At 70.1% G+C, this 25,231-nt stretch carries 24 protein-coding genes; 7 read left to right on the top strand and 17 right to left on the bottom strand.

All coding sequences use genetic code 11. From position 1 onward, the window contains the following. Positions 1-46: 46 nt before the first annotated feature. The gene (locus ACZ5IK_RS02685; protein WP_465486252.1) at positions 47-1,381 is read right to left on the bottom strand and encodes an FAD-binding oxidoreductase; all 1,335 of its coding nucleotides are present in this window, start codon (positions 1,379-1,381) and stop codon (positions 47-49) included. 70 nt (positions 1,382-1,451) lie between these two features. Here ACZ5IK_RS02685 and ACZ5IK_RS02690 point away from each other — a divergent pair, with 70 nt between their 5' ends. Next, positions 1,452-2,336 carry a LysR family transcriptional regulator gene (locus ACZ5IK_RS02690; protein WP_465486253.1) on the top strand — a complete coding sequence of 295 codons (885 nt, stop codon included), beginning with the start codon at positions 1,452-1,454 and terminating at the stop codon, positions 2,334-2,336. On the opposite strand, the gene ACZ5IK_RS02695 is transcribed toward ACZ5IK_RS02690, so the two are convergent. The 3 genes from ACZ5IK_RS02695 to ACZ5IK_RS02705 form a co-directional block, all read right to left on the bottom strand. Continuing rightward, positions 2,305-3,399 carry a methyltransferase gene (locus ACZ5IK_RS02695; protein WP_465486254.1) on the bottom strand — a complete coding sequence of 365 codons (1,095 nt, stop codon included), beginning with the start codon at positions 3,397-3,399 and terminating at the stop codon, positions 2,305-2,307. The genes ACZ5IK_RS02690 and ACZ5IK_RS02695 overlap by 32 nt on opposite strands. A gap of 126 nt (positions 3,400-3,525) precedes the next feature. Then, on the bottom strand, positions 3,526-4,350 hold the full coding sequence (locus ACZ5IK_RS02700) for an NAD(P)H-binding protein (protein ID WP_465486255.1): 825 nt from the start codon (positions 4,348-4,350) through the stop codon (positions 3,526-3,528). Then, positions 4,347-4,964 carry a hypothetical protein gene (locus tag ACZ5IK_RS02705; protein ID WP_465486256.1) on the bottom strand — a complete coding sequence of 206 codons (618 nt, stop codon included), beginning with the start codon at positions 4,962-4,964 and terminating at the stop codon, positions 4,347-4,349. Before ACZ5IK_RS02705 ends, ACZ5IK_RS02700 begins: the two co-directional genes overlap by 4 nt. Before the next feature lie 52 nt (positions 4,965-5,016). Between ACZ5IK_RS02705 and soxR the strand changes: the two genes are divergently transcribed. Then, positions 5,017-5,463, top strand: a complete 447-nt coding sequence (soxR, locus tag ACZ5IK_RS02710; RefSeq protein WP_465486257.1) for a redox-sensitive transcriptional activator SoxR — start codon at positions 5,017-5,019, stop codon at positions 5,461-5,463. Here soxR and ACZ5IK_RS02715 read toward each other — a convergent pair. The 3 genes from ACZ5IK_RS02715 to ACZ5IK_RS02725 form a co-directional block, all read right to left on the bottom strand. After that, positions 5,453-6,673, bottom strand: coding sequence for an RNA polymerase sigma factor (locus tag ACZ5IK_RS02715; protein ID WP_465486258.1), 1,221 nt, complete (start codon positions 6,671-6,673; stop codon positions 5,453-5,455). The two genes, soxR and ACZ5IK_RS02715, sit on opposite strands and share 11 nt — an antisense overlap. Then, positions 6,661-7,029, bottom strand: a complete 369-nt coding sequence (locus ACZ5IK_RS02720; RefSeq protein WP_410600294.1) for a YciI family protein — start codon at positions 7,027-7,029, stop codon at positions 6,661-6,663. The genes ACZ5IK_RS02715 and ACZ5IK_RS02720 overlap by 13 nt, the downstream gene beginning before the upstream one ends. Before the next feature lie 111 nt (positions 7,030-7,140). Further along, positions 7,141-7,944: an SDR family NAD(P)-dependent oxidoreductase gene (locus ACZ5IK_RS02725; RefSeq protein ID WP_465486259.1), complete on the bottom strand. Its 804-nt coding sequence runs from the start codon at positions 7,942-7,944 to the stop codon at positions 7,141-7,143. 81 nt (positions 7,945-8,025) lie between these two features. Here ACZ5IK_RS02725 and ACZ5IK_RS02730 point away from each other — a divergent pair, with 81 nt between their 5' ends. Together ACZ5IK_RS02730 and ACZ5IK_RS02735 are read left to right on the top strand one after the other, a co-directional pair. Beyond that, positions 8,026-8,580 (top strand): TetR/AcrR family transcriptional regulator, encoded by a 555-nt coding sequence (locus ACZ5IK_RS02730; protein WP_465486260.1) that lies wholly within the window; start codon positions 8,026-8,028, stop codon positions 8,578-8,580. A 94-nt stretch (positions 8,581-8,674) separates the two neighbouring features. Then, a complete protein-coding gene (locus ACZ5IK_RS02735; RefSeq protein WP_465486261.1) occupies positions 8,675-9,442 on the top strand; it encodes an SDR family oxidoreductase in 768 nt (255 codons plus the stop codon). Here the strand turns inward: ACZ5IK_RS02735 and ACZ5IK_RS02740 are convergent, their stop codons facing one another. Next, positions 9,443-9,979 (bottom strand): TetR/AcrR family transcriptional regulator, encoded by a 537-nt coding sequence (locus tag ACZ5IK_RS02740; protein ID WP_465486262.1) that lies wholly within the window; start codon positions 9,977-9,979, stop codon positions 9,443-9,445. A gap of 77 nt (positions 9,980-10,056) precedes the next feature. Between ACZ5IK_RS02740 and ACZ5IK_RS02745 the strand changes: the two genes are divergently transcribed. Together ACZ5IK_RS02745 and ACZ5IK_RS02750 are read left to right on the top strand one after the other, a co-directional pair. Beyond that, positions 10,057-10,551, top strand: a complete 495-nt coding sequence (locus ACZ5IK_RS02745; protein ID WP_465486263.1) for a DoxX family protein — start codon at positions 10,057-10,059, stop codon at positions 10,549-10,551. Positions 10,552-10,602: 51 nt separating this feature from the next. Continuing rightward, positions 10,603-10,764 (top strand): hypothetical protein, encoded by a 162-nt coding sequence (locus ACZ5IK_RS02750; RefSeq protein ID WP_465486264.1) that lies wholly within the window; start codon positions 10,603-10,605, stop codon positions 10,762-10,764. A gap of 9 nt (positions 10,765-10,773) precedes the next feature. Here ACZ5IK_RS02750 and ACZ5IK_RS02755 read toward each other — a convergent pair whose 3' ends face one another. From ACZ5IK_RS02755 to ACZ5IK_RS02770, 4 genes are all read right to left on the bottom strand, one after another. After that, entirely contained in the window at positions 10,774-11,481 is a 708-nt protein-coding gene (locus tag ACZ5IK_RS02755) for a hypothetical protein (protein WP_465486265.1), read from the bottom strand. A gap of 207 nt (positions 11,482-11,688) precedes the next feature. Continuing rightward, on the bottom strand, positions 11,689-12,912 hold the full coding sequence (locus tag ACZ5IK_RS02760; RefSeq protein WP_465486689.1) for an HNH endonuclease signature motif containing protein: 1,224 nt from the start codon (positions 12,910-12,912) through the stop codon (positions 11,689-11,691). Positions 12,913-13,236: 324 nt separating this feature from the next. Beyond that, complete coding sequence (locus ACZ5IK_RS02765) at positions 13,237-13,404, bottom strand: hypothetical protein (protein ID WP_465486266.1); 168 nt, start codon at positions 13,402-13,404, stop codon at positions 13,237-13,239. A gap of 130 nt (positions 13,405-13,534) precedes the next feature. Further along, entirely contained in the window at positions 13,535-14,407 is an 873-nt protein-coding gene (locus ACZ5IK_RS02770) for a DUF4394 domain-containing protein (RefSeq protein WP_465486267.1), read from the bottom strand. A gap of 147 nt (positions 14,408-14,554) precedes the next feature. Between ACZ5IK_RS02770 and ACZ5IK_RS02775 the strand changes: the two genes are divergently transcribed. Then, positions 14,555-14,983 carry a hypothetical protein gene (locus ACZ5IK_RS02775; RefSeq protein WP_465486268.1) on the top strand — a complete coding sequence of 143 codons (429 nt, stop codon included), beginning with the start codon at positions 14,555-14,557 and terminating at the stop codon, positions 14,981-14,983. 1 nt (position 14,984) lies between these two features. Here the strand turns inward: ACZ5IK_RS02775 and ACZ5IK_RS02780 are convergent, their stop codons facing one another. The 5 genes from ACZ5IK_RS02780 to ACZ5IK_RS02800 all read right to left on the bottom strand — a co-directional run bounded on the left by ACZ5IK_RS02780 (position 14,985) and on the right by ACZ5IK_RS02800 (position 25,215). After that, positions 14,985-18,005, bottom strand: a complete 3,021-nt coding sequence (locus tag ACZ5IK_RS02780; RefSeq protein ID WP_465486269.1) for an AfsR/SARP family transcriptional regulator — start codon at positions 18,003-18,005, stop codon at positions 14,985-14,987. A gap of 87 nt (positions 18,006-18,092) precedes the next feature. Continuing rightward, complete coding sequence (locus ACZ5IK_RS02785; protein ID WP_465486270.1) at positions 18,093-22,094, bottom strand: TIGR02680 family protein; 4,002 nt, start codon at positions 22,092-22,094, stop codon at positions 18,093-18,095. Beyond that, entirely contained in the window at positions 22,091-23,311 is a 1,221-nt protein-coding gene (locus ACZ5IK_RS02790; RefSeq protein WP_465486271.1) for a TIGR02678 family protein, read from the bottom strand. The genes ACZ5IK_RS02785 and ACZ5IK_RS02790 overlap by 4 nt, the downstream gene beginning before the upstream one ends. Then, complete coding sequence (locus tag ACZ5IK_RS02795) at positions 23,308-24,801, bottom strand: TIGR02677 family protein (protein WP_465486272.1); 1,494 nt, start codon at positions 24,799-24,801, stop codon at positions 23,308-23,310. Before ACZ5IK_RS02795 ends, ACZ5IK_RS02790 begins: the two co-directional genes overlap by 4 nt. Before the next feature lie 87 nt (positions 24,802-24,888). After that, a complete protein-coding gene (locus tag ACZ5IK_RS02800; protein WP_465486273.1) occupies positions 24,889-25,215 on the bottom strand; it encodes a hypothetical protein in 327 nt (108 codons plus the stop codon). Positions 25,216-25,231 lie beyond the last annotated feature (16 nt).

The raw sequence follows: 25,231 nt of genomic DNA on the forward strand, positions 1-25,231 counted from the left end.
GTGCCCACGCCCCGGATCGGGGCCCTCCACCAGCGGATTCCGGAGATCACCCAGCGTCACGCGCGGGTTCGACGTTGTGCGTCAGCCGGAAGCGGTTCGCCGGGTCGACGGCCGCCTTGATCCCGGCGAGACGCCGCAGGTCCGCCGGCGAGTACACCTTGGACGCCTCCTCGTCCGCGCCGCTCTCGCCGTAGACGAAGGTCAGGAGTTTGCCGGTCGACCAGGGCTTCAGCGCGTCGAACAGCTTCCTGTGGGCGGCCCGGATCTCGGGGATCGTGACGTGGTCCACTACGGACAGTGCCCGGACGGTGAAGCGGGCTTCACGGTCCCAGCCGACGCCGGGATGCTCGGGCGCGTCGGACAGCGCACCGCCGAGCAGGTCCAGCAGGACGACGGTCGGCACCGGGGCGTCCGGGCCGGCGTGCTCCAGGATCGCGTCGAGCATCGTGTCGTTGAGCTCGGACACGGTGGCGTTGTCGGCGCGGTAGCCGTGCGGGATCGGCGGCTCGTTCGCGATCTTGCCCGATTCGGTGAACGGGATCTCGGCGAGCGTGTCACCGAGCGTCTCGGCGGCGGCGCGCAGCGGGGCGACCAGGCGCTCACCCTCGGCGGCATCGCCGAGATAGGCGATCCGGATCTGCGCGACATGCTGCCCGCGCAGCGGCTCGGGCACCATCGGCAGGTCCGGCATCGGGACCATGGCCAGCGACGACGTCATCTCGCGCGGCATCTTCACCGCCCAGTCGCGCCAGGCGTGGAGCACCGAGGCGAGTGACGCGGTGCCGAACTGCAGGCTGCCGCCGTACAACCGGGTGACCGGGACGAGCCGGAACTCGAGCGCGGTGACGATCCCGAAGTTGTCGCGGCCGCCGCGCAGCGCCCAGAACAGGTCCTTCTCGGTGTCCGGGGTGGCGCGACGGAGTTCGCCGTCGGCGGTCACGACCTCGATCGCGGACACCTGGTCGGCGGCGAGCCCGTACTTGCGGCCGAGCAGGCTGAACCCGCCGCCGAGCGTGTAGCCGACGACGCCGACGCCGGGGAAGGAGCCGCTCAGCGGCGCAAGCCCGTGCTCGGCGGCCGCTTCGATGACCGCGCCCCAGCGCACCCCCGCGTCGACCCGGGCGATGCCCGCGTCGATCCGGATCCCGGTCATGCGCTGGGTGGTGACGAGGACGCCGCCCTCGAAGGGGACGCCCACGCCGTGGCCGGTGGAATGGACGGCGACCGGGAGATCGTGCTCACCGGCGTAGCGGACGGCTTCGACGACGTCCGCGGCGGAAGCGGCGGCCACGATGACGTCGGGACGACGGGACACGGCGGTCTGGAAGCCGGCGAGTTCGGAGTCGTAATCGGCATCGCCGGGGCGGAGCATTGTGGTCATGAGACCAGGGTGGTCTCGATCCGATCAGAAGTCCAAGATCTGGTTTGTCTGGGAACTAGAATCATCGGTTATGGAACTGCGTCAGCTCGAATACTTCGTCGCGGTGGCCGAGGAGGCCAACTTCACGCGCGCCGCCGAGCGGCTGCACGTCGCGCAGCCCGGCGTCAGCGCCCAGATCCGCCGTCTCGAACGCGAGCTCGGGCAACCGCTTCTCGACCGCTCGGCCCGCGCGGTGCGGCTGACCGAGGTCGGTGCCGCCGCGCTGCCGCACGCGCGGGCCGCGCTCGCCGCCGTCGCCGGGGTGCGGCAGGCGGTCGACGACCTGACCGGGCTGGTCCGCGGCCAGGTCGCGATGGGCATGGTCTCCTCGCGCGGTCCGGTCAACCTGCCGGATCTGCTCGCGCGGTTCCACGAGCGTCATCCCGCCGTGGACATCACGCTTGCCGAGGCGACCTCCGACGTCCTGCTCGCGGGGGTCGCCGACGGCCGGTTCGACATCGCGCTCATCGGGGTCTCCGGCGAACCGCCGCCCGGGATCGGTTTCGAGGTCGTCCTCGACGAGCCGCTCGTCGCGATCTCCGGTCCGGACGATCCGCTCACCGCGCACGCCACGATCACGCTTTCGGAGCTGGAAAGCCGTTCGCTGGTGAGCCTGCCGAAGGGCACCGGCATGCGCGCGATCGTCGACGCGGCCTTCCTCGCCGACAGCGCGCAGCCGCGGGTGACGCTTGAAGCAGGCGACCCGAACGTCGTCGCCGAACTGGTCGGCCGCGGGCTCGGCGTCGCGGTGGTGCCGATGTCGCTGGCGACGCACTACACGGAACTGCACGCCATGGAGATCACGCGGCCCGCCGGGCTGCGCGCGAAACTGGCGCTCGCCTGGCGGACGGAGGGGCCGGTCAGCCCCGCCGCCCGCGCGTTCATCAGTCAGGCGCGGGTGCTGCTCGGGTTGTGAGCCGCCACAGCGAGGTCACCTCCTTCGCGCGGGCGGCGTGCAGCGGATCGCGCGGGTCGGAGGCCCGTGGATGCCTCGGCCTGGTGTCCTCCCGGCCCCGGATTTCGAGCCCGGAACGTTCGAACGCTTCGAGAAGCCGTGCGCGCGTGCGCAGGCCCAGCAGTTCGGCGAGGTCGGAAAGGATCAGCCAGGCCTCCCCGCCGGGTTCGAGATGGCGGGGCAGCCGATCGAGGAAGGCGTGCAGCATCCGGCTTCCCGGGTCGTAGACGGCGCGTTCGAGCGGGGTGTGCGCCCGGGCGGGGAGCCAGGGCGGGTTGCAGACGACCAGTGGCGCGCGGCCCGGCGGGAAGACGTCCGTCTCGAGGGTTTCGAGTCCGCTGAAACCAAGGCGTCCGAAGTTCTCCCGCGCGCAGGCGAGCGCGCGCGGCTCGTTGTCGGTCGCCACCACGCGCTCGACTCCGCGACGGGCGAGGACCGCGGCGAGCACGCCGGTCCCGGTGCCGATGTCGAACGCCAGGTTCTTGGCGGGCAAAGGAGTTCTCGCGACCAGGTCGACGTACTCACCGCGGACGGGTGAGAAGACCCCGTGGTGCGGATGGATCTTCGCGCCGAGTGCCGGGATCTCGACGCCCTTCACGCGCCATTCGTGCGCGCCGACGACGCCGAGCAGTTCCCGCAGGGACACCAGTGACGCGGTTTCCGAAGGCCCGTACACCTCGGCGCAGGCGGTGCGGACGTCCGGGCCGCGACGCAGCGGGAGAACATGCCCGGGATCCAGCGGAACCAGCAGCCTGCCGAGAAGCCGTGCTCGGCGGGCCTGCTGGTTCCGCTGGTCCTGGAAGGGTTTGCCGGCCGCCGGCGCGCAGCGGCGGGACATCGCGGCCAGGAGGTTCCGCGCGTTCGGGTAGTCGCCGTGCCAGACGAGACCGGTGCCGGATTCGGCGAGCCGGAACGCCTCGTCGGCGGTGATCCCGTCGTCGACGTCGACGACGGTTCGAGGTGGTTTCGAGCCGACGGTGGTCAGCCAGCGCCGACCACCATCCTTTATGGACGGCGGGTTCATGGTTTCCGTTCCTGGATTTCGCCCGTGGCGAAGAGACCCCACGGGCGTCGCACGTCGGGGGACAAGATCAGGAACGGCGGCTAGTGGACCGCCGCGGCATGAACCGGTGTCGACACGTAGCCGATGCTACTGGAAATCGGCGGCGTGGTCGGCCGCCCAGACCTCGAAGTCCAGCGCCGGCCTGCCGGTGACGTCCTGGACGGTCGAGGTGATCTCGCTCGGTTCCGTCACCAGTGCCCGGAACCCGGTCAGGATCGTGTCGACGATGAAGTCCGGCATCTTGGCGAGCATGGTGGCGCGCGCCTCTGCCAGCGGGATCTCCTCCCAGCGTGCCGGGCGGCCCGCGGCCTCGCCGATGATCCGCACCTGCTCGATCTGCGTGATCGGCCGCGTGCCCGTGAGGGAGTACTTCGCGCCCGCGTGCCCGTCGCCGGTCAGCGCCTCGACGGCCACCGCGGCTATGTCCTTCTCGTGGATCAGCGGCAGCGACGCCTCGCCGTAAGCGCCGCGGACGACGCCGTCCGCGCGGATCGACGGTGCCCAGCCGAGGGTGTTGGCCGCGAACCCGTGCGGCCGCAGGAAAGTCCAGTCCACGCCCGCGGCTTCGATCGCCTCTTCGACGGTCCGGTGCCAGGTGCCGATGGGATTGTCCTGTTCCGCAAGGGAATCGTCGACGGCACGGGAGGAAAGGAACACCACGCGCTTCACCCGTTCGCCGAGCAGCGACACGGTCGGTACCAGCGCCTCGGCGGATCCGGCGAGCATCAGGAACACCGTGTCGACGCCGTCCAGCGCCGGTGCGATCGTTTCGGGTTTCGCCAGGTCACCACGGACGCCGTCCGGCGGCGGGTTCCGGCTCAGCGGCCGGACCGGGACGTCCCGCGCCCGCAACTGGGCGACCACCTGCGCGCCGACGTTGCCCGTCGCCCCGGCGACCAGGATCGGCTTCATGCCGCCACCGCCGAGAGGATCGGGCGGTAGCGCTTGACCGAACCGCCCGCCGTCATGCCGGGGTAGGTCTGCACCTTCTTCCACACGCCGGTCGTGCCGACGCCGTCGGAGCCCGGCGCGGCGAGAGCGGCGAGGTGCGCCTCGGGGCTGGTCCACTCGGCGTAGTTCAGCACGCGGGTCCCGTCGGTGCTCACGTGGAAGAACCCCGAGATCCCGCCTTCCGGGCGCACGGGTTCCGAGTCCAGCGCGGTGAAGACCAGGTCGATCCAGTCCCGTTGCCGTTGTTCGTCGGGGCCCTCGAACTCGACCGAGACGACCACCAGGCACCCGGGCGCCCCTTCGCCCCGGTTCCCCCGATAGAGGCGGTACACGGGCGCGCCGTCCAGGTTCCGGATCGCGTCTTCGCTGGTCCACTGCTCGTAGGTGAACGCGCCGTCGTGGTCGATGCCCTCGTACGCGGTGAAGGAAACGAGGCCCTCTCCAGAGCGCGCCTCGAACGCCGCTCGCGCGGCTTCGGCACTCGGCCATTCCCGCGCCACGGCCACCAGTTCCCCGTCCGGCGTCGGCCACTGTCCTTTGTGGATGGTCATTTCGGAGATCCCCTGTTTCGTCATGCCTCCAGCATGAAACTTAAACAAGGGTTCAAGTCAAGCTAGGATGGTGCCCATGTCCGAACCGCCGCCCGAACTCACCATCGGAGAGTTGTCGCGGCGCAGTGGTGTCGCCACCTCCGCTCTGCGGTTCTACGAGCGTCAGGGCCTCATCAGCAGCAGGCGTACCAGCGGAAACCAGCGCCGTTACCCCCGCGCCACCCTCCGCTTGGTCGCGTTCGTCCGCGCGTCGCACCATCTGGGCATCCCGCTGGAGGTGATCGGCGGCGTGCTCGATTTCCTGCCGGAAGGCGCCGCGCCGGACCACGAGTTCTGGCAGCGCGCGTCCCAATGCTGGAGCGCCGAACTCGACCAGCGCATCGAGCGGCTGGAGTGCATGCGCGACCGGTTCAGCGAATGCATCGGCTGTGGCTGCCTGTCCTTCGAGCAGTGCGTGCTGGTCAACCCCGCCGACGTCCTCGCCGCGAAGGGGCCCGGCCCGGCGCGCCTGATCAGCGACTGACCGCGGCCAGTTTCCGTTCCAGCAGCCGCCGTTCGGCACTGTTGCCCGCTCGCCGGATCGCCGCGTCGTACTCCCGCGCCGATTCCGCCCCGCGGCCGACGCGGTGCAGCAGATCGGCGCGGATGGCGTGGTAGAGGTGGTAATCCTCCAGTTCGAGGCCGTCGATCGCGTCGAGCGCCGCTTCGGGGCCGTCCACCTCGGCCACCGCGACCGCCCGGTTGAGCGCGACGATCGGCGTCGGGTTCGCCGCCAGCAGCAGGTCGTACAGCCGGACGATCTGCGACCAGTCCGTGCTCCCCGCGTCGGCGGCGTCGCTGTGGACGGCGTTGATCGCCGCCTGGAGCTGGTACGGGCCGGGCTGGTTCCGCCGCAGGCAGGCCCGGACCAGCGCCTGCCCTTCGGCGATCAGCTCCCGGTCCCACCGCGACCGGTCCTGATCCGGCAGCAGGACGACGTCGCCGTCCGCGCCGGTGCGGGCGGCGCGGCGGGACTCGGTGAGCAGCATCAGCGCCAGCAGCCCGGTGGCCTCCGGTTCGTCGGGCATGAGCCCGGTCAGCAGCCTGCCGAGCAGGATCGCCTCGGCGCACAGGTCGTCCCGCACCAGCCGTTCGCCCGAAGTGGCCGTGTAGCCCTCGTTGAACACGAGGTAGATCACGGCGAGCACCGACCGCAGCCGGTCCGGCAGGTCGGCGTCACCGGGGACGCGGTACGGGATCTTCGCGTCGCGGATCTTGCCCTTCGCCCGGACCAGCCGTTGCGCCATCGTCGTCTCGGGGACGAAGAACGCGTGCGCGATCTCGCCGGTGGTCAACCCGCCCAGCAGTTTCAGGGTCAGCGCGATCTGCGTGGTGAGGGCCAGCGCCGGGTGGCAGCAGGTGAAGATCAGCCGTAGGCGGTCGTCGCGCACCGGGCCCTCCTCCGCTGGTTCGTTGTCGGCGTTGAGCAGCGCGGCCTGGGCGTACTTGTCGTCGCGCGCGGCTTCCCGGCGCAACCGGTCGACGGCCTTGTTCCGGGCGGTCGTGATGATCCAGCCCGCCGGGCTGGGCGGTGGGCCGCTGGACGGCCAGCGGTCCACCGCCTCGGCGAAAGCGTCCTGGACCGCGTCTTCGGCTATGTCGATGCTGCCGAAGACGCGGACCAGCACGGATACCGCACGGCCGTACTCTTCGGTGAAGACACGGCCGATGTCTTCGGTGGTCAGGGAACGCACGAAGGGTCTTCCACACCCTGGAACGGCCGGACCTCGACCGGGAGATAGGTGATCTCGGCGACCCGGGTGCCCCATTCGAGTGCGGCGTCCAGATCCGGCACCTCGACGATGGTGAAGCCTCCGAGGTGCTCCTTACCCTCGACGTAAGGACCATCCGTCATCGCGATCTCGCCGTTTTCCTTGGCCTTGAGCACGGTGGCCGTGGTCGGCGGGTGCAGCCCGGCCGCGAACACCCAGACGCCCGCGGTCTTCATCTCCTCGTTGAGCGCCTGGATCTTGCGCATCACCGGTTCGAGGACCTCCGGCGGCGGGACGGGGCCGTCGGGGTGGTACAGGCTGATCAGGTACTGGGTCATGGCGTCCTCCTCAATCGAGCGGTTGTCACTCCCTATACGAAGGGCGCCCCGCCGATTCGACAGTCGCGGCGATCTTTCCTCGTTTCTTCTCGCCGCGCACATCGGCGCAGGTCAACCCTGGTCGGCGCCAGCGGCCCCTCGCAGGAGCCGTCGTGTCTCGGCGTGAAGACGCTCGGTCTCGTCATGGTCGACCTCGTCGAGGGGGAGTCGTTTGCCGCGCTGATACGCGCTCAAGGGTGCTTCAGGCCGGTTCCGGATGAGGTCGAGCATCGGCAGGATCGCTTTCCCGGGCGGTGTGCCCAGAAGTTTCGCGAGGACGCCGACCATCGCCCGCGATGTCCTGCCGAGTGCGCCCTGGTGACTCGTGCGGACGAATCCCGGGTTGTAGAGCACGTACCGCACCTTCTCGGAGGCGAGCCGGGACGCGGACAACAGGCCCATCCGGCGGCTCTGCTGATTCGCCGCCTTCCAGGTGAATCCCCGGGAAAGCTGGAAATCGTCCCACCGGATGGCGTCCTTCGGCGCGCCGGGGACGGTGGTGTCGAGGATCAGCGGCGCCTCGGCGGCGCCGAGCACCTCTTGGAGTTCCGACGCGAAGATGTGGCGGCTCAGGTAGTACAGCGCGAAGGTGTGCTCGAAGCCTTCGCTGGTCAACTGCCGGTCTCGGTGCACGTACGCGGCGCCCAGCACCAGCGTGTCGACGACGGGGAAGCGTTCGGCGATCTCCCGGGTGGCGCGGAAGTTCTCCGACACCTCCCGCAGGTCGGCCCGGATGAAATGCGCGTCGCCCGGCAGTTCGCGGAATTTCGCCTCGCTGCGGCCGACCACGACGACCGTGTGGCCTTCGCGCAACCTGTCGGCGGCCAGCGCGCGGCCGAGGCCGTCGGTTCCCCCGGTGATCACGATCGTGGACATGGTCTCCTCCAGTTCCGGAACACGTGTTCCGGAACATCACCGTATCCGAAACATAGGTTCCGGAACAGGTAGGATCCCGTCATGACCACTTCGCGGCGTCAACGCTGGGACGCTGCGCGAAACCGGGCACAGCTGCTCGAGGCCGCGCGCGAGTGCTTCGCCGAACGTGGTCTCGCCACCGACGTCCGGGAGATCGCGCGCCGGGCCGACGTCGGCGTCGCCACCCTGTACCGGCACTTTCCCGCCAAGGACGACCTGGTCAGGGCGGTCCTGGAGGACGACGTCGCCGAATGGGAGGCCGTCTCCGAGAGCGCGAAAGCGGCCGAAGACGCCTGGGAGGGGATCAGCCTCGTCGTCGAACGGACGCTGGCGATGATGGCCCGGCATCGGGCGTTCCTCGACGGGCTCACCGTCACCGAAGGCGCTCTCGACGCCTGTCGCGCGCACCTCGCCGAGAGTCTCGACGGCCTGGTCGAACGCGCGCGCCGTCAGAGGCGGCTGCGGGACGGCATCACTTCCGCGGACATCGGCCTGCAGATCCTCGCGCTCGGCCGGATCGTCGAACTGACCGCCGGACAGGGCGACGACGTCTGGCGCAAGCACGCCGTGCTCGTCCTCGGTGCGCTCGAAGCCTGACTGGTACTGCCGGACCCAGGCTGAACAGACCGTGCCATCTCTCCTCGTGGGCCGGTTACCTGGTCTCAGAAAGAGTCCACAGAGGAGAGACAAGATGACGAACATCCATGCACGGCACGCGAACAGGGTCGCCGTCGTCACCGGCGCGTCCAGCGGGATCGGCGAGGCGACCGCACGGCGGCTCGCCGCCTCCGGCGCGGCGGTCGCGCTCGTCGCCCGCCGCACGGACCGGCTGGAAACGCTCGCCAAGGAGATCGACCAGGACGGCGGCACCGCGCTCGTCCTCGCGGCCGACGTCGCCGACGCCGAGGCGATGCGGGCCGCAGCGGCCGAGGTCGAAGCGAAACTGGGGCGCGCGGACCTGCTGTTCAACAACGCCGGCGTGATGCTGGCCGCGCCGATCGACGAACTCGCGACCGGCGACTGGCAGCGCATGATCGACGTCAACATGACGGGCCTGATGAACGCGATCGGCGCGTTCGTCCCGCACCTGGTCGCTTCGGCGGCCGAAAAGGGCGTCGCCGATCTGGTGAACACGTCGTCCATCGGCGCGCAGGGCGTCTTCCCGTCCTTCGCCGTCTACGCCGCTTCGAAGGCGTACGTGACGCACCTGTCGAGGAACCTCCGTGCCGACCTCGGCCCGAAGAGCGTGCGGGTCGCGGCGATCGAGCCCGGCCTGGTCGAGACCGAACTGCAGGGGCACGTCACCGACGCCGGCGCGCTGGAGTGGCTCGACGGCATGCGCGACACGCTGACCTGGCTGAAGGCGGACGACATCGCCGAGACCGTGGCGTTCCTGACCTCGCTCCCGGCGCGGGTGAACCTCCAGCAGGTCACCATCGTGCCCACGTCGCAAGCCTGATCAGGGGAACAGGATCCGGGCGATCGCGCGGGCGGCGGTGTCCGGATCCTCGAGGTGCTCGGCCCGCAGCGCGCCGGTGAGCCACAGGTTCGCGAAGCCGTGCATCAGCGACCACGCGGCGACTCCCGCCATCGCGTCGTCGCTGACCGCCGACGCGCCGCTGGTCAGCAAACCACCCGCGCGGTCACGAGCGGCGGCCAGCGCAGGATCGTCCTCGCGATGGAGCTCGGGGCGGAACATCACCTCGAAATGCGCGCGATGCTCGATCGCGAAGCGCACGTAAGCCACCCCGACCTCGACGAAGCCGCGCTCGCTTTCGGCCGCGAGTGCGTCCGCGAGCAGCCCGAATCCTTCGGCGGCCAGTGCGGTGAGCACCCCGGCCTTGTCGCCGAAGTGGTGCACCGGCCCGGCGTGCGAAACCCCCGCGCGCCGGGCGAGGTCGCGGAGACTGATCCCGGCCGGGCCGTGTTCGGTGATGGCCGCGACGGCGGCGTCGAGCACGGCCCGCCGGAGGTCGCCGTGGTGGTACGGACTCATGACGACGAATCTAGCCATTGACAAGATGGCCCGCAACGGCGCATCTTGTCAGTGGAAAGTTTCGCTGCTCGGAGGGCATGCTCATGGATCCCGGTCTGGTACCCGTACTGATGCTGGTCGCCGTCACGGCGACGTTGTTCCTGCTGGGAGCCGTCGGCGTCCAGCGGCTGAAGCCCTGGCCGGTGGCCGTGCGCGGCGGCGTCGCGGCACTGTTCGTCACGACCGGACTCGCGCACTTCATCGGCATGCGCGAGGAGCTCATCGCGATGGTGCCGCCCGCGTTGCCCGCGCCGGGGCTGCTGGTCACCGTCACCGGTGTCCTCGAATTGGCGGGAGCCGCGGGGGTGCTGTGGTCGCGCACGGCGCCATGGGCCGCCGCCGGACTGACTCTCCTGCTGCTGGGGATGTTCCCGGCGAACGTCCACAAGGCGTTGAACGGGCCGGTGACGTCGGTGATGGACGAACTGGTGCCGAGGAGCCTGATGCAGGTGGTCTTCCTGGCCGCGACGGTGTCACTGGTGGTGTATTACGCGCGTACGCCGAACAGACCCTTTGCCCAAAGGAGACCTTAAGTCTTTCCCAAGTCCGGGCTCCGGTCTCGGGAACGGCCCTACCATCTGAGAATGAAGATCTCATTGTGGATCGGATTCTGTGGGCTGTGCATCCTCGCCGGGCACATGCTTCTCGGCGCTGTCGGTGTCGTACTGCTGATGAGCTGCCTCCCGGCGGGGCGTGACCACGAATCCGGTGACAGGGCGGGAAAAGCGCCCGTGCGACTGGCCTGAGGTAAACCCTCAGCCCAAGGTGCTCACAAAAGCGAGCGCGCCCAGAACCGGGACGGTGATCGCCGTGAGCAAAACCGTCTTCCGGCTCGGTTTGGGACTTTCCAGTAATACGCCGATACCGGCCGGGACCAACGCGACACAAAGCCCGGCGGTGCCGATGATCGACGCGATTTCGGTACCCTTCAGCACGCCGAGCGGCAGAAGTCCCATCGTCGCCAGCCCGATCGACTGGACGACACCGAGCGCTTTCGCGCGATAGGCGGCGAAAGCGAGTACGTACCAGCCGAACATGATGGTGAACGACAGGAAACTGAACAGATGCAGATCCTGGTACGACTCACTGACCACGCTTTCGGCTAAACCGGCGCCGCGCCGCTCGGCGAGCCCCAGCGCGGCCTGGTCGACCCCGGCGTGGAAGGTCCGTTCGAAGAGTCCTATTAGGACGAACAACCCGCCCCAGGCGGCCAGTGCGGGCTTGGTCCGGCCGATCTTCGTGGCGAGCGCGAGGATCGCGGGCCACAGCAGGACGTTGCCCGCCAGGAAACACGTGTAGGCGGCGGTCATCAGCGCCGGATGGTCGGCCATCGCCCTGAGCTGGTCTGGGAAGAAGAAGTTGAAGCGTGACCGCAGCAGTGTTCCGGTGAGCAGTAGAGCTGGGCCGAGGACCATCGAGATCGCGGTGACGCGGCGGCCGGGGAAGACGTAGTCGGTTTCCATGGTGGGAAGCCTGCCTGGGGCGGTGCGGGCTCGGATCGGCTTGAGGTCTGTTGTTCGGCTCAGACCGTGGGTGGACTCTTGGGTGGCCCTGGCTTCGCCGTTTTCCGGCGACGCAGCGGGTGACAGTTCTATCGGTGGGGAGGCTCGCGACCGCACAATCGGCCGTGCTGAGAACGCGAGCGGTGGCCGTTTTTCGGCGACGGGGGTTCAGAACGGTGGTGGTTCTTCGGTTGTCGGGCGGGGTTGGTGCAGTGGTGGTGGGGTGCTGTCGTGGCTTTGCCCGGTGGGGGTGGTGATGGTGAGGGTGCCGTTGGACGCAAGCCGGTAGGTCCAGCCGGGTTCGTCTTTCAGCCGGTGATCGCGGCGGCAGAGGTCGATGAGGTCGGAGGCGTTGGTGTGGCCGCCGAACTCCCATGGCACCGAGTGGTCGAGATCGCAGGCTTGGGCGGGGCGGTGGCAGCCGGGTCTTCGGCATTCACGGTCGCGGACCCGGACGAACTCGCCCTGGCCCGCCGACGGCCGGTATCGGTCGCGGCCGAGGTCGAGCACTTGCCCGGACAACGGGTCGGTGATGATCCTGCGCAGGACGGTGTCCGTCCCGGTCGCGATCTCGCGGGCCAGCGCGGCCGGGAGATGTCCGTGTCCGGCCAGCTCCGCCGGATCATCATTCGCCCCGAGATAGGTGAACAAATCCATATAGAGAAACACTTCCGCCCGTTCACTTTTGCCGCCCTGACCGCCGAGCAGGAGGTCGAGGGCGACATCGGCACGGAGCTGGTCGAGGGTGCGGGTCTCGTCGCCGGTCTTCAACGCCCTCGCTTCCCGGTCGATCCGGGTGTAGGCGGCGGTCACCTTCTCGACGGGGCCGTCCTCGACCTCGATCGACGCCACCCCCGTCTCACCCTGGCGCACCGCCAACCGGCGGCCCTCACGATGCCGCTCGGCACGCCTGCCCGCGCCTTCGCGGTCCACCGTGATCGCCGCGTGGCTCGCCGCTTTCCGGATCTGCTCGGAGTTCTTGTCCGGTAACCGATCCTCCAGCAGGGCGTCGGCTGCGAGGGCGTTCTCGTCGGATAGCCACGCGGTGGCGGCGGCGACTTTCATCGCCCCGAAACCATCCACCTTTCCTTGGTCCATCAACCCCAGCGTCCGGGGCAGGCGGGTGGTCAACGCCTCGGCCGCAGCGACCATCGCACCCGCATGATTGTCCACAAGAGACAACACGAACGCGACCTCCTGGATGACACTGCGGGCACCGTCGCGATGCCGGTTCAGCTGCGCCAATGCCCGGAACCGGACCGCCTCCAACCGCGCGATCCCCGCCGACGCGGCCTGGGCGACAGCGACGGAATCGTTGTCGTCCAAGGAATCGACGGCAGCGTTGACCGGCTCCAACAGCTCCGGGTCAGTGAGTCTTTCGAGAAGTGCCACAGGGGTGGCTTTGCGTGTGTCCACCTGATCAACATACGACCGACCACCGACAGTTTCCGATCATGCGGCCACGGTGAGGCGTCGTCGATTTCCGGCAATGAAGGCTCGGCGAACTGACCAAACCAAAGACCAACACCGACCACGGCACCGACGGCCACGGCCACCCGGATCATGCGGCCATTGCGAGGTGTTGCCGATTCTTGGCAACAAGGCCTCAGTGAACCACCCATGCCCACCAGGCCATGCGGCCATTGCGAGGTGTTGCCGAATTCCGGCAATGCGTTCCCGGCAGCCGAAATCCGACTGCCGAGAACGCACAAGCCCCTACATCACGTCCCGCACGACCATCCGTTCCGAAGCCCGCTCGATCGCCGCTTCCACCGCACCGACCCGGTCCGCCAGCAGGCCCACCGCGCCGACCGACGCCGCTTGGGCGTCGTCCAGTAAACCGACAGAAGTGTTGGTGGAAAACGAAATTCCCAGGTCGACCACCCACGGCCGCCCGGATCATGCGGCCACGGTGAAGCGTCGCCGATTTCCGGCAACAGAACTTTCTCGGCAGCCGAACCCCGGCTGCCGAGAAAGCGGATCATCGCCGAATTCCGGAAACAGCGCCGCTCGTTCAGTAAGTGTCGAGAGCGACCGCGATGTCACCGATCGGCAGCGGGAAGTCGCCGACCTCGGTCGCCGCTCCGGTCAGCAGGTTGACGGTGTAGAACGTCGACGGCGACGACGCGGCGGCCGGGTTGAGAACGGCGAACGCGCTCACCGAGGTCGTTTTGCCGTTGGTCAGCTCGCTGAAGATGTCGAAGCCCGCGATCGGGCCGGCGTTGACGCCGAGCGCCCCGGTGGGGCTGAGGAGCCCGTTGTTGGCCGGTGCCTGGATGAGCACCTGGTCGGTGGCCGTGCCGATGTCGAACAACGTGGTGGCGGTGTCGGGGTTGAGGTCATTGTTCGTGTAGGCGGCGGCCGTGACTCCGGAGGTTCTCCCCGAGATGGGCGGTGTGGTCAGGGCGGTGTCTTCGACCGTGACGTGGCCCGCGAGGTTGTGCCGCAGGTTCTGGCCGTTGTCGCTGATCACCCGGAGCCGGTCGGCGGCCGGGTTGAAGTCGACGCCGAAGTCCCTGCCGTACAGCGGAACACTCAGTTGCGACACCTTCGTGAGAACGACGTCGGGTGTCTTCGGCGGGGTCGAGATCGTGTAGATGCAGCCCTTGTTCCCCACTCCGTACAGCACGCCGTCCTGTACCCGGAAGTCGATCCCGATCAGGTAGGTCTCTCCGCAGGTGAGTCCCTGCACGAGCCGGACCCAGCCGAGCACGTTCGGCGTGGCGGTGTCGAAGTAGGCCATCAGTTTGCCGTCCGACGAGATCGCGAACACCGGTAGCCCGGCCGTTTGCGCCGAACTCGCGCCCGCGGTGCCGGCGACCAGCGACGCCGCGACGGTCACCGTAGTGGCCGCCGCGATCAGAGCTTTCTTGAGTCGTGCCCTCATCCGTACTCCCCTCAACCGAAACAGTGCGCCCCAAGCTATTCGGCGGCACTGGACGGCCATTGGACGTCGATTGGACCCGGCGTCCGGCGGATTGCGAGGACCGGAAACCGAGGGAACAGTGGGGGGACAACGGATTCAGGGGGAGTGATGACGCTCAAGAAGATGCTCGCCGGTTCGGTGGTGCTGTGCACCGGGCTCACGTTCGTCGCCACCGGCGAGGCGGACGCGGCCAGGCAATGCGCTTCCGGCGTCAAGATCATCAAGCCGGTCGTGCTCGAGGATCCCGGGAGGTGGACCTACACGTTCGACCTTTCCTGGTGCGCGGACGGCGGGACGATCGTCTGGGCCGAGCCGTCGGTGGCGGCGCGGGTGCACAGTCCGGCCTGCCGCTGGGTCGGCCGGATCGAGGAATCGCTGGGCAAGACACCGGACGGCCCGGTCTGGAGGGCGTTCGACATGAGCGAGTTCTCCTGCCAGGACGGCAAAGGCAAGGAAAACGGCGTCAACCCGTGGGTCATCGTCACCTTCGACCCGTCGGGCGGATACGACAGCCAAAGCGCCATCGCCGCGGCGTGATTCAGGCGCGGAGGATCGCTTCGACGGCGGCGGAAGCCCGTCGTCGCAGCGCGCGGTAGCCGGCCCGCTCGGCGAGGGTGAGCGCCTGGCGGGCCTGGCCGAGGTCACCGGTGGCGACGGCGAGCCCGATGAGCGCGTCGACCTCGGGGTACCGGTCGCCGGTTTCCCGCAGCAGGGCCAACGCCTGTCGATAGCGGCGGACGGCGTCCCGCCGGTGCCCGACGCGATGATGCACGCTCGCGAGCGCGACGAGCGCTTCGCCTTCGCCTCGCGGTTCGCCGGTCTCGTGCGCCAGCCGCAGCCCGTCGCGCGCGTGGGCGAGCGCGTCGGCGGGACGGCCGAGATCGCAGTACGCCGACGCGAGCCTGCCGAGCGTTTCCGCCTCCCCGGCGCGGTTCCCGGCCTCGCGGTGCAGCGCGAGGGCCTCGGAGAGCAGCCCGGCCGCCTCGCCCGCCTTGCCGCGGGCGTGCTGCACCTGCCCGAGATTGCTCAGGTTGATCGCTTCCCCGTAGCGCGAACCGATCCGGCGATACCGGCGCAAGGCCTGGGCGTAGTGCCCGGCCGCCCCGGGCAGGTCGCCCATCTCCCAGTGGACGAGCCCCAGATTTCCCAGCGCCACGGCTTCCCCCGCCGGTCTGCCCGCCCGCCTGCTGAGCTCCAGCCCCCGCGAGAACCGCACCGCGGCGGCCGGAAGCCGTCCAGCCTGCCAGTACGCGCAACCGAGGTTGCCCAGCACCGCGGCCTGCGCCTCCACCCAGCCCGCCCGCCTGGCGAGCACGAGCGCGCCTGCGTAATGCCGGACGGCCTCCCGGTACCGCCCCTGGCGGAAACTCAGGTCGGCCAGGCTGAACCGGGCGGACGCGCGGGCGCGGGGATCGCCGTCCTCCTCGGCGGCGGACGACGCGGCCCCGGCGGCCGCCCGCCATTCCACCTGGCGCAACGACATCCAGAAGTGGCCGCGCAGGGCGTCGGCCAGCAGCCAGGCCACCGGAAGCGGCCCGATCCGCGCCGCGTCCTCGGCGACGGCGACGAGGTTGCCCAATTCGCTCTCCAGCCATTCCGCCGCGTTCTCCTTCGCGGCGGCGGGGATCGGGCCGTCGGGCACGGACAGCGGAAGGCGGAACATGTGCGGGTACACCAGTTTCGCCGCGTTGTCGACGGCACGCAGGTACCACTCGTGCAACCGGGCGCGGGCGGAGCCGATCTCGGCCGGGGATTCCCGCGACTCCAGGCGATCGGCGGCATAGTGCCGGAGCAGGTCGTGGAAGTGGTAGCGATCCGGCGCGTGCTGCTCGACCAGATGCGCGGCCGCGAGCGCGTCCAGCATCGGGCCCGCCCGTTCCGCACCGGCGAGGACCTCCACCGCCTCGACGCCGATGTCGTTGCCCGGCACCAGGCTCAGCAGCCGGAACACCCTGCTCGTCTCCGCGGGCAAGGCCCGGTAGGAGAGGTCGAAGGCGGTCCGGACGGCGATCTGCTCGTCACCCGGCACCGTGAGCGCGGCGAGCAGATTGCCTTTGCGCAACTCGACGGCGTAGTCCTGGATGCCGTTCCCAGGGGTGTCAGCGAGGTTGGCCGCGGCGATCCGCAGGGCCAGTGGCAGATACGCGCACGACTCGGCCACCTCGGCCGCGGCCTCGCGTTCGGCCCGGATCCATTCGGCGCCGAGCACCCGCGACAGCAGCTCCAGCGCCTCGGCGGGATCGAGCATGCCGAGGGTGAGCCGCCGGGCGCCGTGGAGGGCGACCAGACCGGCCATCCGGTCGCGGGCGGTCACCAGCACCAGGCAGCCGGGACCGGCGGGCAGCAGCGGCCGGACCTGGTCCACGCGATCGACGTTGTCCAGCAATACCAAGGCTTTCCGGTCGGTCATCAGCGTCCGGTACAGCGCGGACGCGGTCTCCGTGTCGGCGGGCAGGCGTTCGGCGGGGATCTCCAGCGCGGCCAGGAACCGGGTGAGGACTTCGAGCGCCGTCGCGGGCGGGCCGGGTGAATGACCGCGCAGGTTGGCGTAGAACTGCCCGTCGGGGAACCGATCCTTCACGCGATGCGCCCAGTGCACGGCGAGCGCGGTCTTCCCGGCGCCCGCGGTGCCGGTGATGGCCGCGAGCGCCACCGCGCCGCCGAAACCACCCGCCCTCGGCACCAGTTCGTCCAAAATGGACAGTTCGGTCGCCCGGCCGGTGAACCCGGGTGGTTCGGCGGGCAGCTGCCGCGGGGTGCGGGCGGTGGGACGCGGGTTCTCGGCCGGGAGCGGTTCCCCGTCGTCGAGCAGGGCGGCGTGCGCCGCGACGAGCTCGGGTCCCGGCTCGACACCCAGCTCCTCGACGAGCCGCTCGCGAACCTCCTGGTAGAGCCCGAAAGCCGTCGCCCGCTGACCGGCGCCGTGGTACGCGCGGATCAACCGGGCCTGGGCGGGTTCGTCCAACGGCTGGTCCGCGGCGGCTTCGACCAGTTCGGTCAGCACCTCCTCGGCGGCACCGATGGCGAGCATGGCGTCGCCGTACCTGGCGAGCAGCGCGCGGCGTTCCGCGACCAGGGCGATGACCTTCGGATGCGCTGCGAGCAAGGGGACATCGGCCAGCGGTTTGCCCCGCCACCAGCGCAGGGCCTCGCCGAACAGGGCCGCGGCACGGCCCGTCTCACCGGCGCGCTGGGCGTCGTTCGCCTCGGCGACGAGCCCGCGGACGTGGGGCAGATCGACCTCGACGGAGTCCCGGCGCAGCGCGTAACCGCCGCCGACGTGCGGCAGGATCTCGCTCCCGGACCGGGAAGGACGGCCGGGTTCCAGCAGCCGCCGCAGATGTTTCATGTGCGTCTGGAGGACGTTCACCGCACTGCGCGGCGGCCGTTCGCCCCAGAGCGCGTCCACGAGGTCCTGCTTGGACATCGCTTCGCCGCCGGCGAGCACGAGCAACCCCAGGACGGCGCGGCGGCCCGGTGGGCCGAGGTCGACTTCCGCCCCGTCGAGCCACACGCGCAGCGAACCCAGCACCTGGATCCGCACTGCCGTCGGCGCCATCGGCAGGAACGTAGCGAGCCCTTCCGCGCCGCACAAGGACAAACCGCGGAAAGGGCCCCGCTGCGCCCGGCTTTGGGGCCGCTCAGGCTAACGCGGTTCGGCGGGCAGGAGGTCGTGACCGTTCCAGGTGAACCGCGCCGTGGTGACCGCGTCGTCGCCGTCGCCGCCGGTGATGAGCTGGTGGATCCCGACACCGCCGAGTTCGGCGTAGGTGCACCACTCGTGGTCCGACGTCAGCATCAGGTCGAGGTCGAGCGCGGACAGCAGGCCGAACACCTGCCCCCGGTTGGTGGTGTCGACGCCGACGAACACCTCGTCGAGCAGGATCACCCTCGGCGCTTCGGGCGCGGCCTGGTAGTGCGCGGCGACGGCGGCGAACAGCGGCAGGTGCAGCGCGATCGCCTTCTCCCCACCGGAAAGCGCGCCGTGCAGCTTCTTGGTCAGCAGCTGCCAGCCCGCCCCGTTGGCGCGGTCCACCTTGACCACGAACCGGTGCCAGGACGTGTAGTCGAAGACCTGCGCGAGCTGCTGTTCCCAGCTGGTCGCGGTGTCGTCCGCCTTCGCCTGTTCGACGCGCTCGCGGAAGAACCTGTGCAGGGAAACGCGATCTTCGGCGGTCAGCTGATCCGGATCCTTCAGCAGCAGGTCCCGTGCGGTCTTGGTGCCCGGCGGCAGATCGGGGGAGACCTGCCAGACCAGCCGGACGGCGACCCTGGACGCGGTCCGCACCCGTTCCAGGCGCGCGTTCATCCCGTCGACGAGGTCGTTGGCCTGCCGGATGCGGGCCGCGAGATGGCGCCGGGTGTCCCCGGTCAGCGTCTTGTCGAACAGGTCGCGCTCGCGGCCGGTGATCTCGTGCCTGCTCTGTTCCGCTTCCGCGTAAAGGATTTTCAGCAGTTCGGCCGCGCCGACCCGCAGCCCGTCGACGACGGCGGTGAAGATCTGGACGTCTTCATCGGTCTCCAGATCGAGTTCCGCCCGCGTGCTGAGCGTGTTCCGGCAGGTGTGCACGGCCTCGGAAAGCCGGTGCAGCGCCTCGCCGAGATTGCTCGGCGCGTGCGGTACGGACGGCCACGCCGCGGCCACCAGCCGGGCCGTGTCGAGTGCCGCCCGCACCCCTTCGGAGGCGGACAGGGTGGCCTGGAACTTCGGCAGGTCCTCGATCCCGCCGTCCGCGGGGAAGACCCCGGTGGCGAGTTTCCGGAACCGGTGCGCGGCGGCGTCCTGCTTCTTGGCGGCGTCCTCGCGAACCTGTGCGTCGGTCGTGCGCCGGACGCCGAGCGCGCCCAGTGCCACGGCCAGGTCCTTGGCGTCGGCGTTCGCGGCGCGGAGTTCGTCGGCGAGTCCGCGCAGTTTCGTGCGCAGGCCGTCGATTTCGGCGAGCACCTCGCGCTGGCCGGTGCCGACGGATCCCTCGATCGCTTCGAGCATCGCGGTGAGCTTGGTGCGTTCGGCCTCCGCCTCGGAAGCCTCGTCCTCGCGCCGGGCGGCGTTCGCCTCCGAACGGGCCGCCTGGTCGGCGAACGTTTCGGCCCGCTGGGTCGCCGCGAGCAGGTTCCCGTGCTCGTACAGCCAGTTCTCGCCCTGGTCGGAGTAGGTGCGCAGGGCCGTGGCGAGCGCGGTCAGCGGTGCGCGTTCGGTCGGCAGCCCGCCGTCGGAAGCCTGGCCGGTCAGCTCGTGCAGCGCGGTCTTGGCCTCGATCTCCAGCGCGGAAACGGTCGTTTCCCGGTGCCGGACGGCGGAGTCGGCGGCGGTCAGGTCGGCCTCGGCCGTGGTCGCTTCTCCGGTCGCGGCGAGGAGATCTTCGTGACCGGGGCGGGCGGCGCGCTCGATCTTGATCAGCTCGCGCCTGCCCCGCAGCGCGGCCAGTTCGCCTTCCAGCTCGGCGATGATCTTCTCGCGGCCGGAAATCTCGTCCCGCAGCCCGGCGATCCGGCGCTCCCTGGCGCGCAGGCGGGCCGAAGAACCGATGTAGGCCGGGGCTTCCTTCGTCCAGCTGCCAGAGAGACTGCCCATCCGCCAGCTGCCGTCCGCGCCGATCGCGGCGGGACCCGCGGGCAGCGTGTCGTCGAAGGCGATCACTTCCAGCACCCGACGGATTTTCGCCGGGGCGACCCCGGCATCGGGTTCCGGCACGAAGACGTCGGCGAGCGAGCGGGGAGCCACCGGCAGCGTCCCGGTTTCCGCGAGCACGTCGTGGCCGTCGACGACACCGTGGGAGTTCACCCAGGCGTCCAGCAGCCCCGCGCCTTCGAGCGCGGCCTCGATCCCGGCGTGCGTGTCCGCCGGGACGGAGCCGGCGAAATCGACCAGCCGCCACAGCGGGGCGCCGCGCATCTCGGTCCGGTCCGCCGTCCGGGTGCGCGGCGACTCGGGGGTGAGGACGTCCTCCGATTCGAGCACGCCCGCCTCGACGAGCAGTTCGTCGTGCTCGGTACGCGCGGTCTCCAGCGCGGCACCGGTCGCCGCCTCGTGCCGGACGATGTCCTCCAGCACGGTCTCGGCGACCGTGCTGATCCTGCCCAGCAGCGCGACTTCCGCTTCGGCCTCCCGCACGAGCGCTTCCACGTCGGGGAAGCGCAGCTCACGGCAGCCGATCGCCCATTCGGCGAGCCGGGTGCGCAGATCGCTCAGCGCGAGTTCGCGGGTCGCCGTCGTGAGGTCCAGTTTCTCCTGCGCGGCCGAGAAATCCGACCTCGCCCGGTCCAGCTCAGCCTCGGCCTGGTGACGGCGGCCGACGGCGCGTTCGTGTTTGTCCATCGCCCGGCCCACGGTCTCGACCTGGTCGCGTTTGCCGCGGACGGCGGCTTGCAGCAGCGGACGGAGCCGGACCGGTTCGCCCTGCTTGCCGGAGTCGTCCAGCCCGGCGACGAGCTCGTCGTGCACCCCGGCCAGGTTCGCGCGGGTCGCGGCGGCGCGGACCTCGGCCTCCTGCGAGCGGACGAGGTCGGCCTGCCGCTTCGCGACCTGTCGTGCTCCTCGCGCTCGCTCCTCGTCGGCGTCCGCTTCGGCACGGAGCCGGTCGGCGTCCGCGCGGAGCGTTCCCGCCTGGTCCCGCGCGGAAAACGCGCGCTGCCGCAGCTTGTCGAGCTCCTGGCCCTTTTGGTACGACTCGGAATCGGTCAGCCCGGAGACGCGGGCTTCGGTCTCTTCGACGTCCTTTTCGAGCTTCGCCGCCCGCTCCTCGGCCGCCGCCTTGCTCGCGGCGACCTCGTCGTACTCCTCGGCCGAACGGCGGGCGGCGGCGGCGAGTCCGTCGAGTTCGGCCGTCGTGGCGATGAGGTTCGCGGCGCCCGCGCGCAGGACCCGCTGGGCGTAGGTCTTCTGCCGCGCGGCGAGCGCGCGGGTCGCGTCGACCTCGGTCTCCAGCGAGCCCAGCTTTTCGCGCTGCGCGTCGAGCCGCTCGAAACCCTCGGCGAGGTCCGCGATCTCCTGCTGCCCCAACGGCGGGAGCGCGCGGGAAAGCAGGTTGGACAGCAGGCTCGGGTCGAGCCGCTGGGAGAGTTTGGGCATCCGCAGCTGGAGGAGCGCGGTGATCAGCGCGTCGTACCGCTGCTCGCTCAAGGTGGGGAACAGCTTCGCGCGGATCTCGGTGCGGTATTCGGCCGCGCCGGCGTGCACGGTCCCGTGGTCGCCGAGGGCCTCCTCCAGCGCGTTCTTGGTGAGTGGCTGACCTGCCTCGTTGACCAGCGGCAACCCGTCGCCGACGCGCTGGCCGGTGGTGAAGAAGTCGGCGTGCACCGTGCTGGTGTGGGTGCTCGCCTGCAGCCGCGCGCCGCAGGTGAACCACTTGTCCTCGCCCCTGCGGAATTCGAGCCACACGTACCCGACGCGGGTGGCGCCGGAAGCGCCCTCGCCCATCAGGTTCCAGTGCATGCTGCGCTCGCTGGTGCCGAAGGTCGACAGCCGGTTGGCGCGCAGGCTCGCGTCGAACAGGAACGGCAGCAGCAGTTCCAGCGCCTTGGACTTCCCGCTCCCGTTGGGGCCGCGCAGCAGCAGGCGCCCGTCGTGGAACTCGAAGATCTCGTCGTAGTAGCGCCAGATGTTGAGGATGCCCGCGCGGGACGGGATCCACCTCGTCACGGTCACGTCGCCTCCTCGTTCCGTCCGGTGTACCTCGCGGCGGCCGGGAGTGGCCGGACGAGTTCGGCTTCGGTACGGACGAGCCCGAAGCCGGTCAGCACCGCGAGCGCGTCCACGGTCAGCCGCCGCACGCCGTCCTTGCCCCGGTAGGTCTTGGCCCAGCGCGGGAACCGTTTCAGCAGCTTGGCGGTGGCGTTGCGCAGGTAGTCGGTCGTCCGCGGCTCGTCCAGCGCGTCGAGCAGCAGGAGCGCGGCGACCTTGGCGTTGCTGCCGTCGTCCGGGAACCGCTCGTCGGTGGCCAGCCCGTCGACGTCGACGAGCAGCACACCCTCCGCGCGCTCTTCGAGGACGAATCCGCCCTGTTCCGCGGCGCGGCGGAGCAGCTGGCGCCCGGTCGGCGACCCGAGGTACGCACGCTCCTCCGCGGTCAGTTCGGCGAAGTACAGCACCGGATCGTCGACGAGACGGCGGAAGACCGCGTGGCGGAGCCACAGGTTCCGCTGGACGTCGGAAGCGTTCGGCGTGTCCTCGTGGCGTCCCGACGAGAGGCCGTAGCGCTGCTCGTAGGACACCGCGTCCAGCAGTTCCTCGAACCGCAGCGCGACGTCGTCGGCGGGCACCGCCAGCTGCGACGGCCCGACCGGGGCGGCGAGCAGCCGCAGCAGCAGGGTCGCGTCGACCCGGAACAGCACTTTCGCCGTCGTTTCGTCCACAAAGGACTCGGCGTCGCCGTCGGCCGTTTCGAGGACGCCGAAGGACTCCAGCAGTTTCAGGACGTCCACGAACGCGAGACGCTCGGCCCGGGAGGCGACGTCGAAGGTGGTGACGAGGTCGTCGGCGGCACTCGCCCGGCCGACGCGGTCGGCGAGCAGGCCGATCGTGGTCACCGGCACCGTGAGCAGTTCGGCCGCCACCACGCACAGCAGGACGTAGCGGCGCCGGTCGAAGGCCGCGCGCCCGGAACGCAGCCGTCGCGCCGGGCGGGTCGGGTCGGCGGACGCGCGGACCTTGACCAGCCGGGCGTACCCGAGCCGGGGTTCGACGGTGAGCGTCCAGCCGCAGTAGTAGTCGAACCACTGCCGGATGGGCTCGCGGCGGCGCCGGATGAGGTCGAAGATCTCGGGGGAGCCGCGTTCGCCGATCAGCGGCTTGGCCAGCAGCGCCCGGATCCCGCGCGCGACCTCCTCGCGTTCCGCGATGACCAGTTGGTTCGTCAGGCTCACGCACTGCCTCCGGCCGTGCTGATCTCGATTTCGTAGTCGGGGCCGCGGAAGACGCCGCTCGTGGTGGTCAGGCGCGCCACCGCGCCGTTCCGCGCCTGCCGCAGGATGATCTCGATCTGGCCGTCGGACGTCGTGCTCCGCCGGGCGCCGGTCGCGTCGGGGCTGCTGCCGAGCGCCTGGCCCAGCAGATCCAGCAGCCGCTCGAAAACGGTGTGGTCCAGCTTCTCGAACGCGGAAAGCCGCACGACTCCGCCGGTGTCGAGCATGCTCCACGCCGCTTCGAGCTCGGCGCGTTCGGCGATCGCCTGCTGGACCCGTGCCGCCCGGATCGCGCTGACGTCGCGGACCCTCCCGGTCCTGGTGAACCGCTCGGTGCGGCCCGCCGACCGGAGCAGCTCCGACACCTCGACCGGCGGCGCGTCGAGCCAAGACGCCGTCGTGCTGACCACTTCCGGGTCCGCGTGGGCCAGATGCGCGTGCCGCGCGGAACTGAGCCCGAACATCGTGGACCACAGGCGGTGCAGGTCCTCCTGGGCGGGGACGACGGTGAACCACCGCGCCAGCTCACGGAAATCGGCGACCGCGCTGCTCGCGCGCCGCCGCGACTCGGTGATCCGGTCCAGGACCTGCAGGAGGGTGATGATCGCCCGCCGCGCGACCTGGTGGAGGTCCTCGACCCGCGGCGAGGACCCGTCTTCGGGCAGGAACCACGCGCGAAGCCCGTCCCAGCGAGCCTGGCGGAGCTCCAGCCAGCGCGGATCCGGGTTCTGCAGGGACGCGCCGTTGAGCGCGCGCCGGTGCATCCGCTCGACGCCGTGGTCGTCGATTTCCTTGATGCGGGTGGCGATGGTGTGGGTGTGGTGTTCGAGGTCGTTCAGGAACTCCTGCAGGTACGCGACCGTGGCCGCCTTGACCTCGTGGAACGTCGCGAGATCGGCCTCGGCGCGCAGGAGGCGCTGGAGCTCGCCGTTGAAGCGCTTCGTGGTGTCACGGAAGGTCTCAAGATGGCTCTCGACCTCGGCGAGCGTGCTGAACACGCGCCTGTCGGTGCCGTCTTCCAGCTGCCGGACGAGCTCGCCGAGCCGCTCGCCCAGTGCTTCGAGCGTCGCCGTCTGGAGCGCGCCCGTCGCGTTGAGCACTTCGTTCGCGCGGAGGAGTCCCGCGTACGCCGCTTCGCCCTGCCGGGTGAGCGCGTACTGAAGGTTGCGCCGCTCGTACTCGGACGCCGTCCGGTAGTCACCGGCGTGGTTCTGGACGGTGTCGAGCTGACCCTGGGTCCGGAGCTGATCCAGTGCTTTGACGAGGTCGTCGTCGTCCAGCGTCTCGAGCCAGCCGACCTCCCGCAGCCTCGTGCGGAGGTCGTCGATGCCGAGCGCCGTCTCGAGCCGCTCGTTCGCCTCTCCGAAGGCATGAAGGATCGCCAGGGGGAGCCCGGACCTGCTGCCGTCGGTGAAACGGAACATTTCGGGCGGTACACGGATCGGATCCATGTGGCCTCCGGCGGATGGTGCGTGGGGCTACACGTTAGGGGGTCACCCAGGCGAGTCCGAACGGCCCATCTTTTTCACGCTGAGTACTCACGTTGTGAAAAGTCTGAGGTGAACGGTGGTCCCGTCGACGGTGACCTTGCGATACACACGGTGACCGTCGATGAGCTGATCGTCCTCGGTGACACCGGGGGCGAAATTCGACGCCTTGAGCAGTTGCGGGACGTCCTCCGTCGGAAGGGTGAGGACGACGCTGTACATCACGTCGATGCCCCGCTCGTACTTCGTCTCCAGCACCTTGCCGCTCGCGGGCATCGTGATCCCGCCGAACTTGAAGGCGTCTTCGGCCTTCGGGGTGTCTTGCGTCGTCGTGCAGCCGGCGAGCAGGAGGGCCAGGGCCGCTAGCAGGAGCTTCACACAGGGTGAGACGCAC

It is taken from the genome of Amycolatopsis sp. NPDC031561 (genome assembly GCF_055580625.1).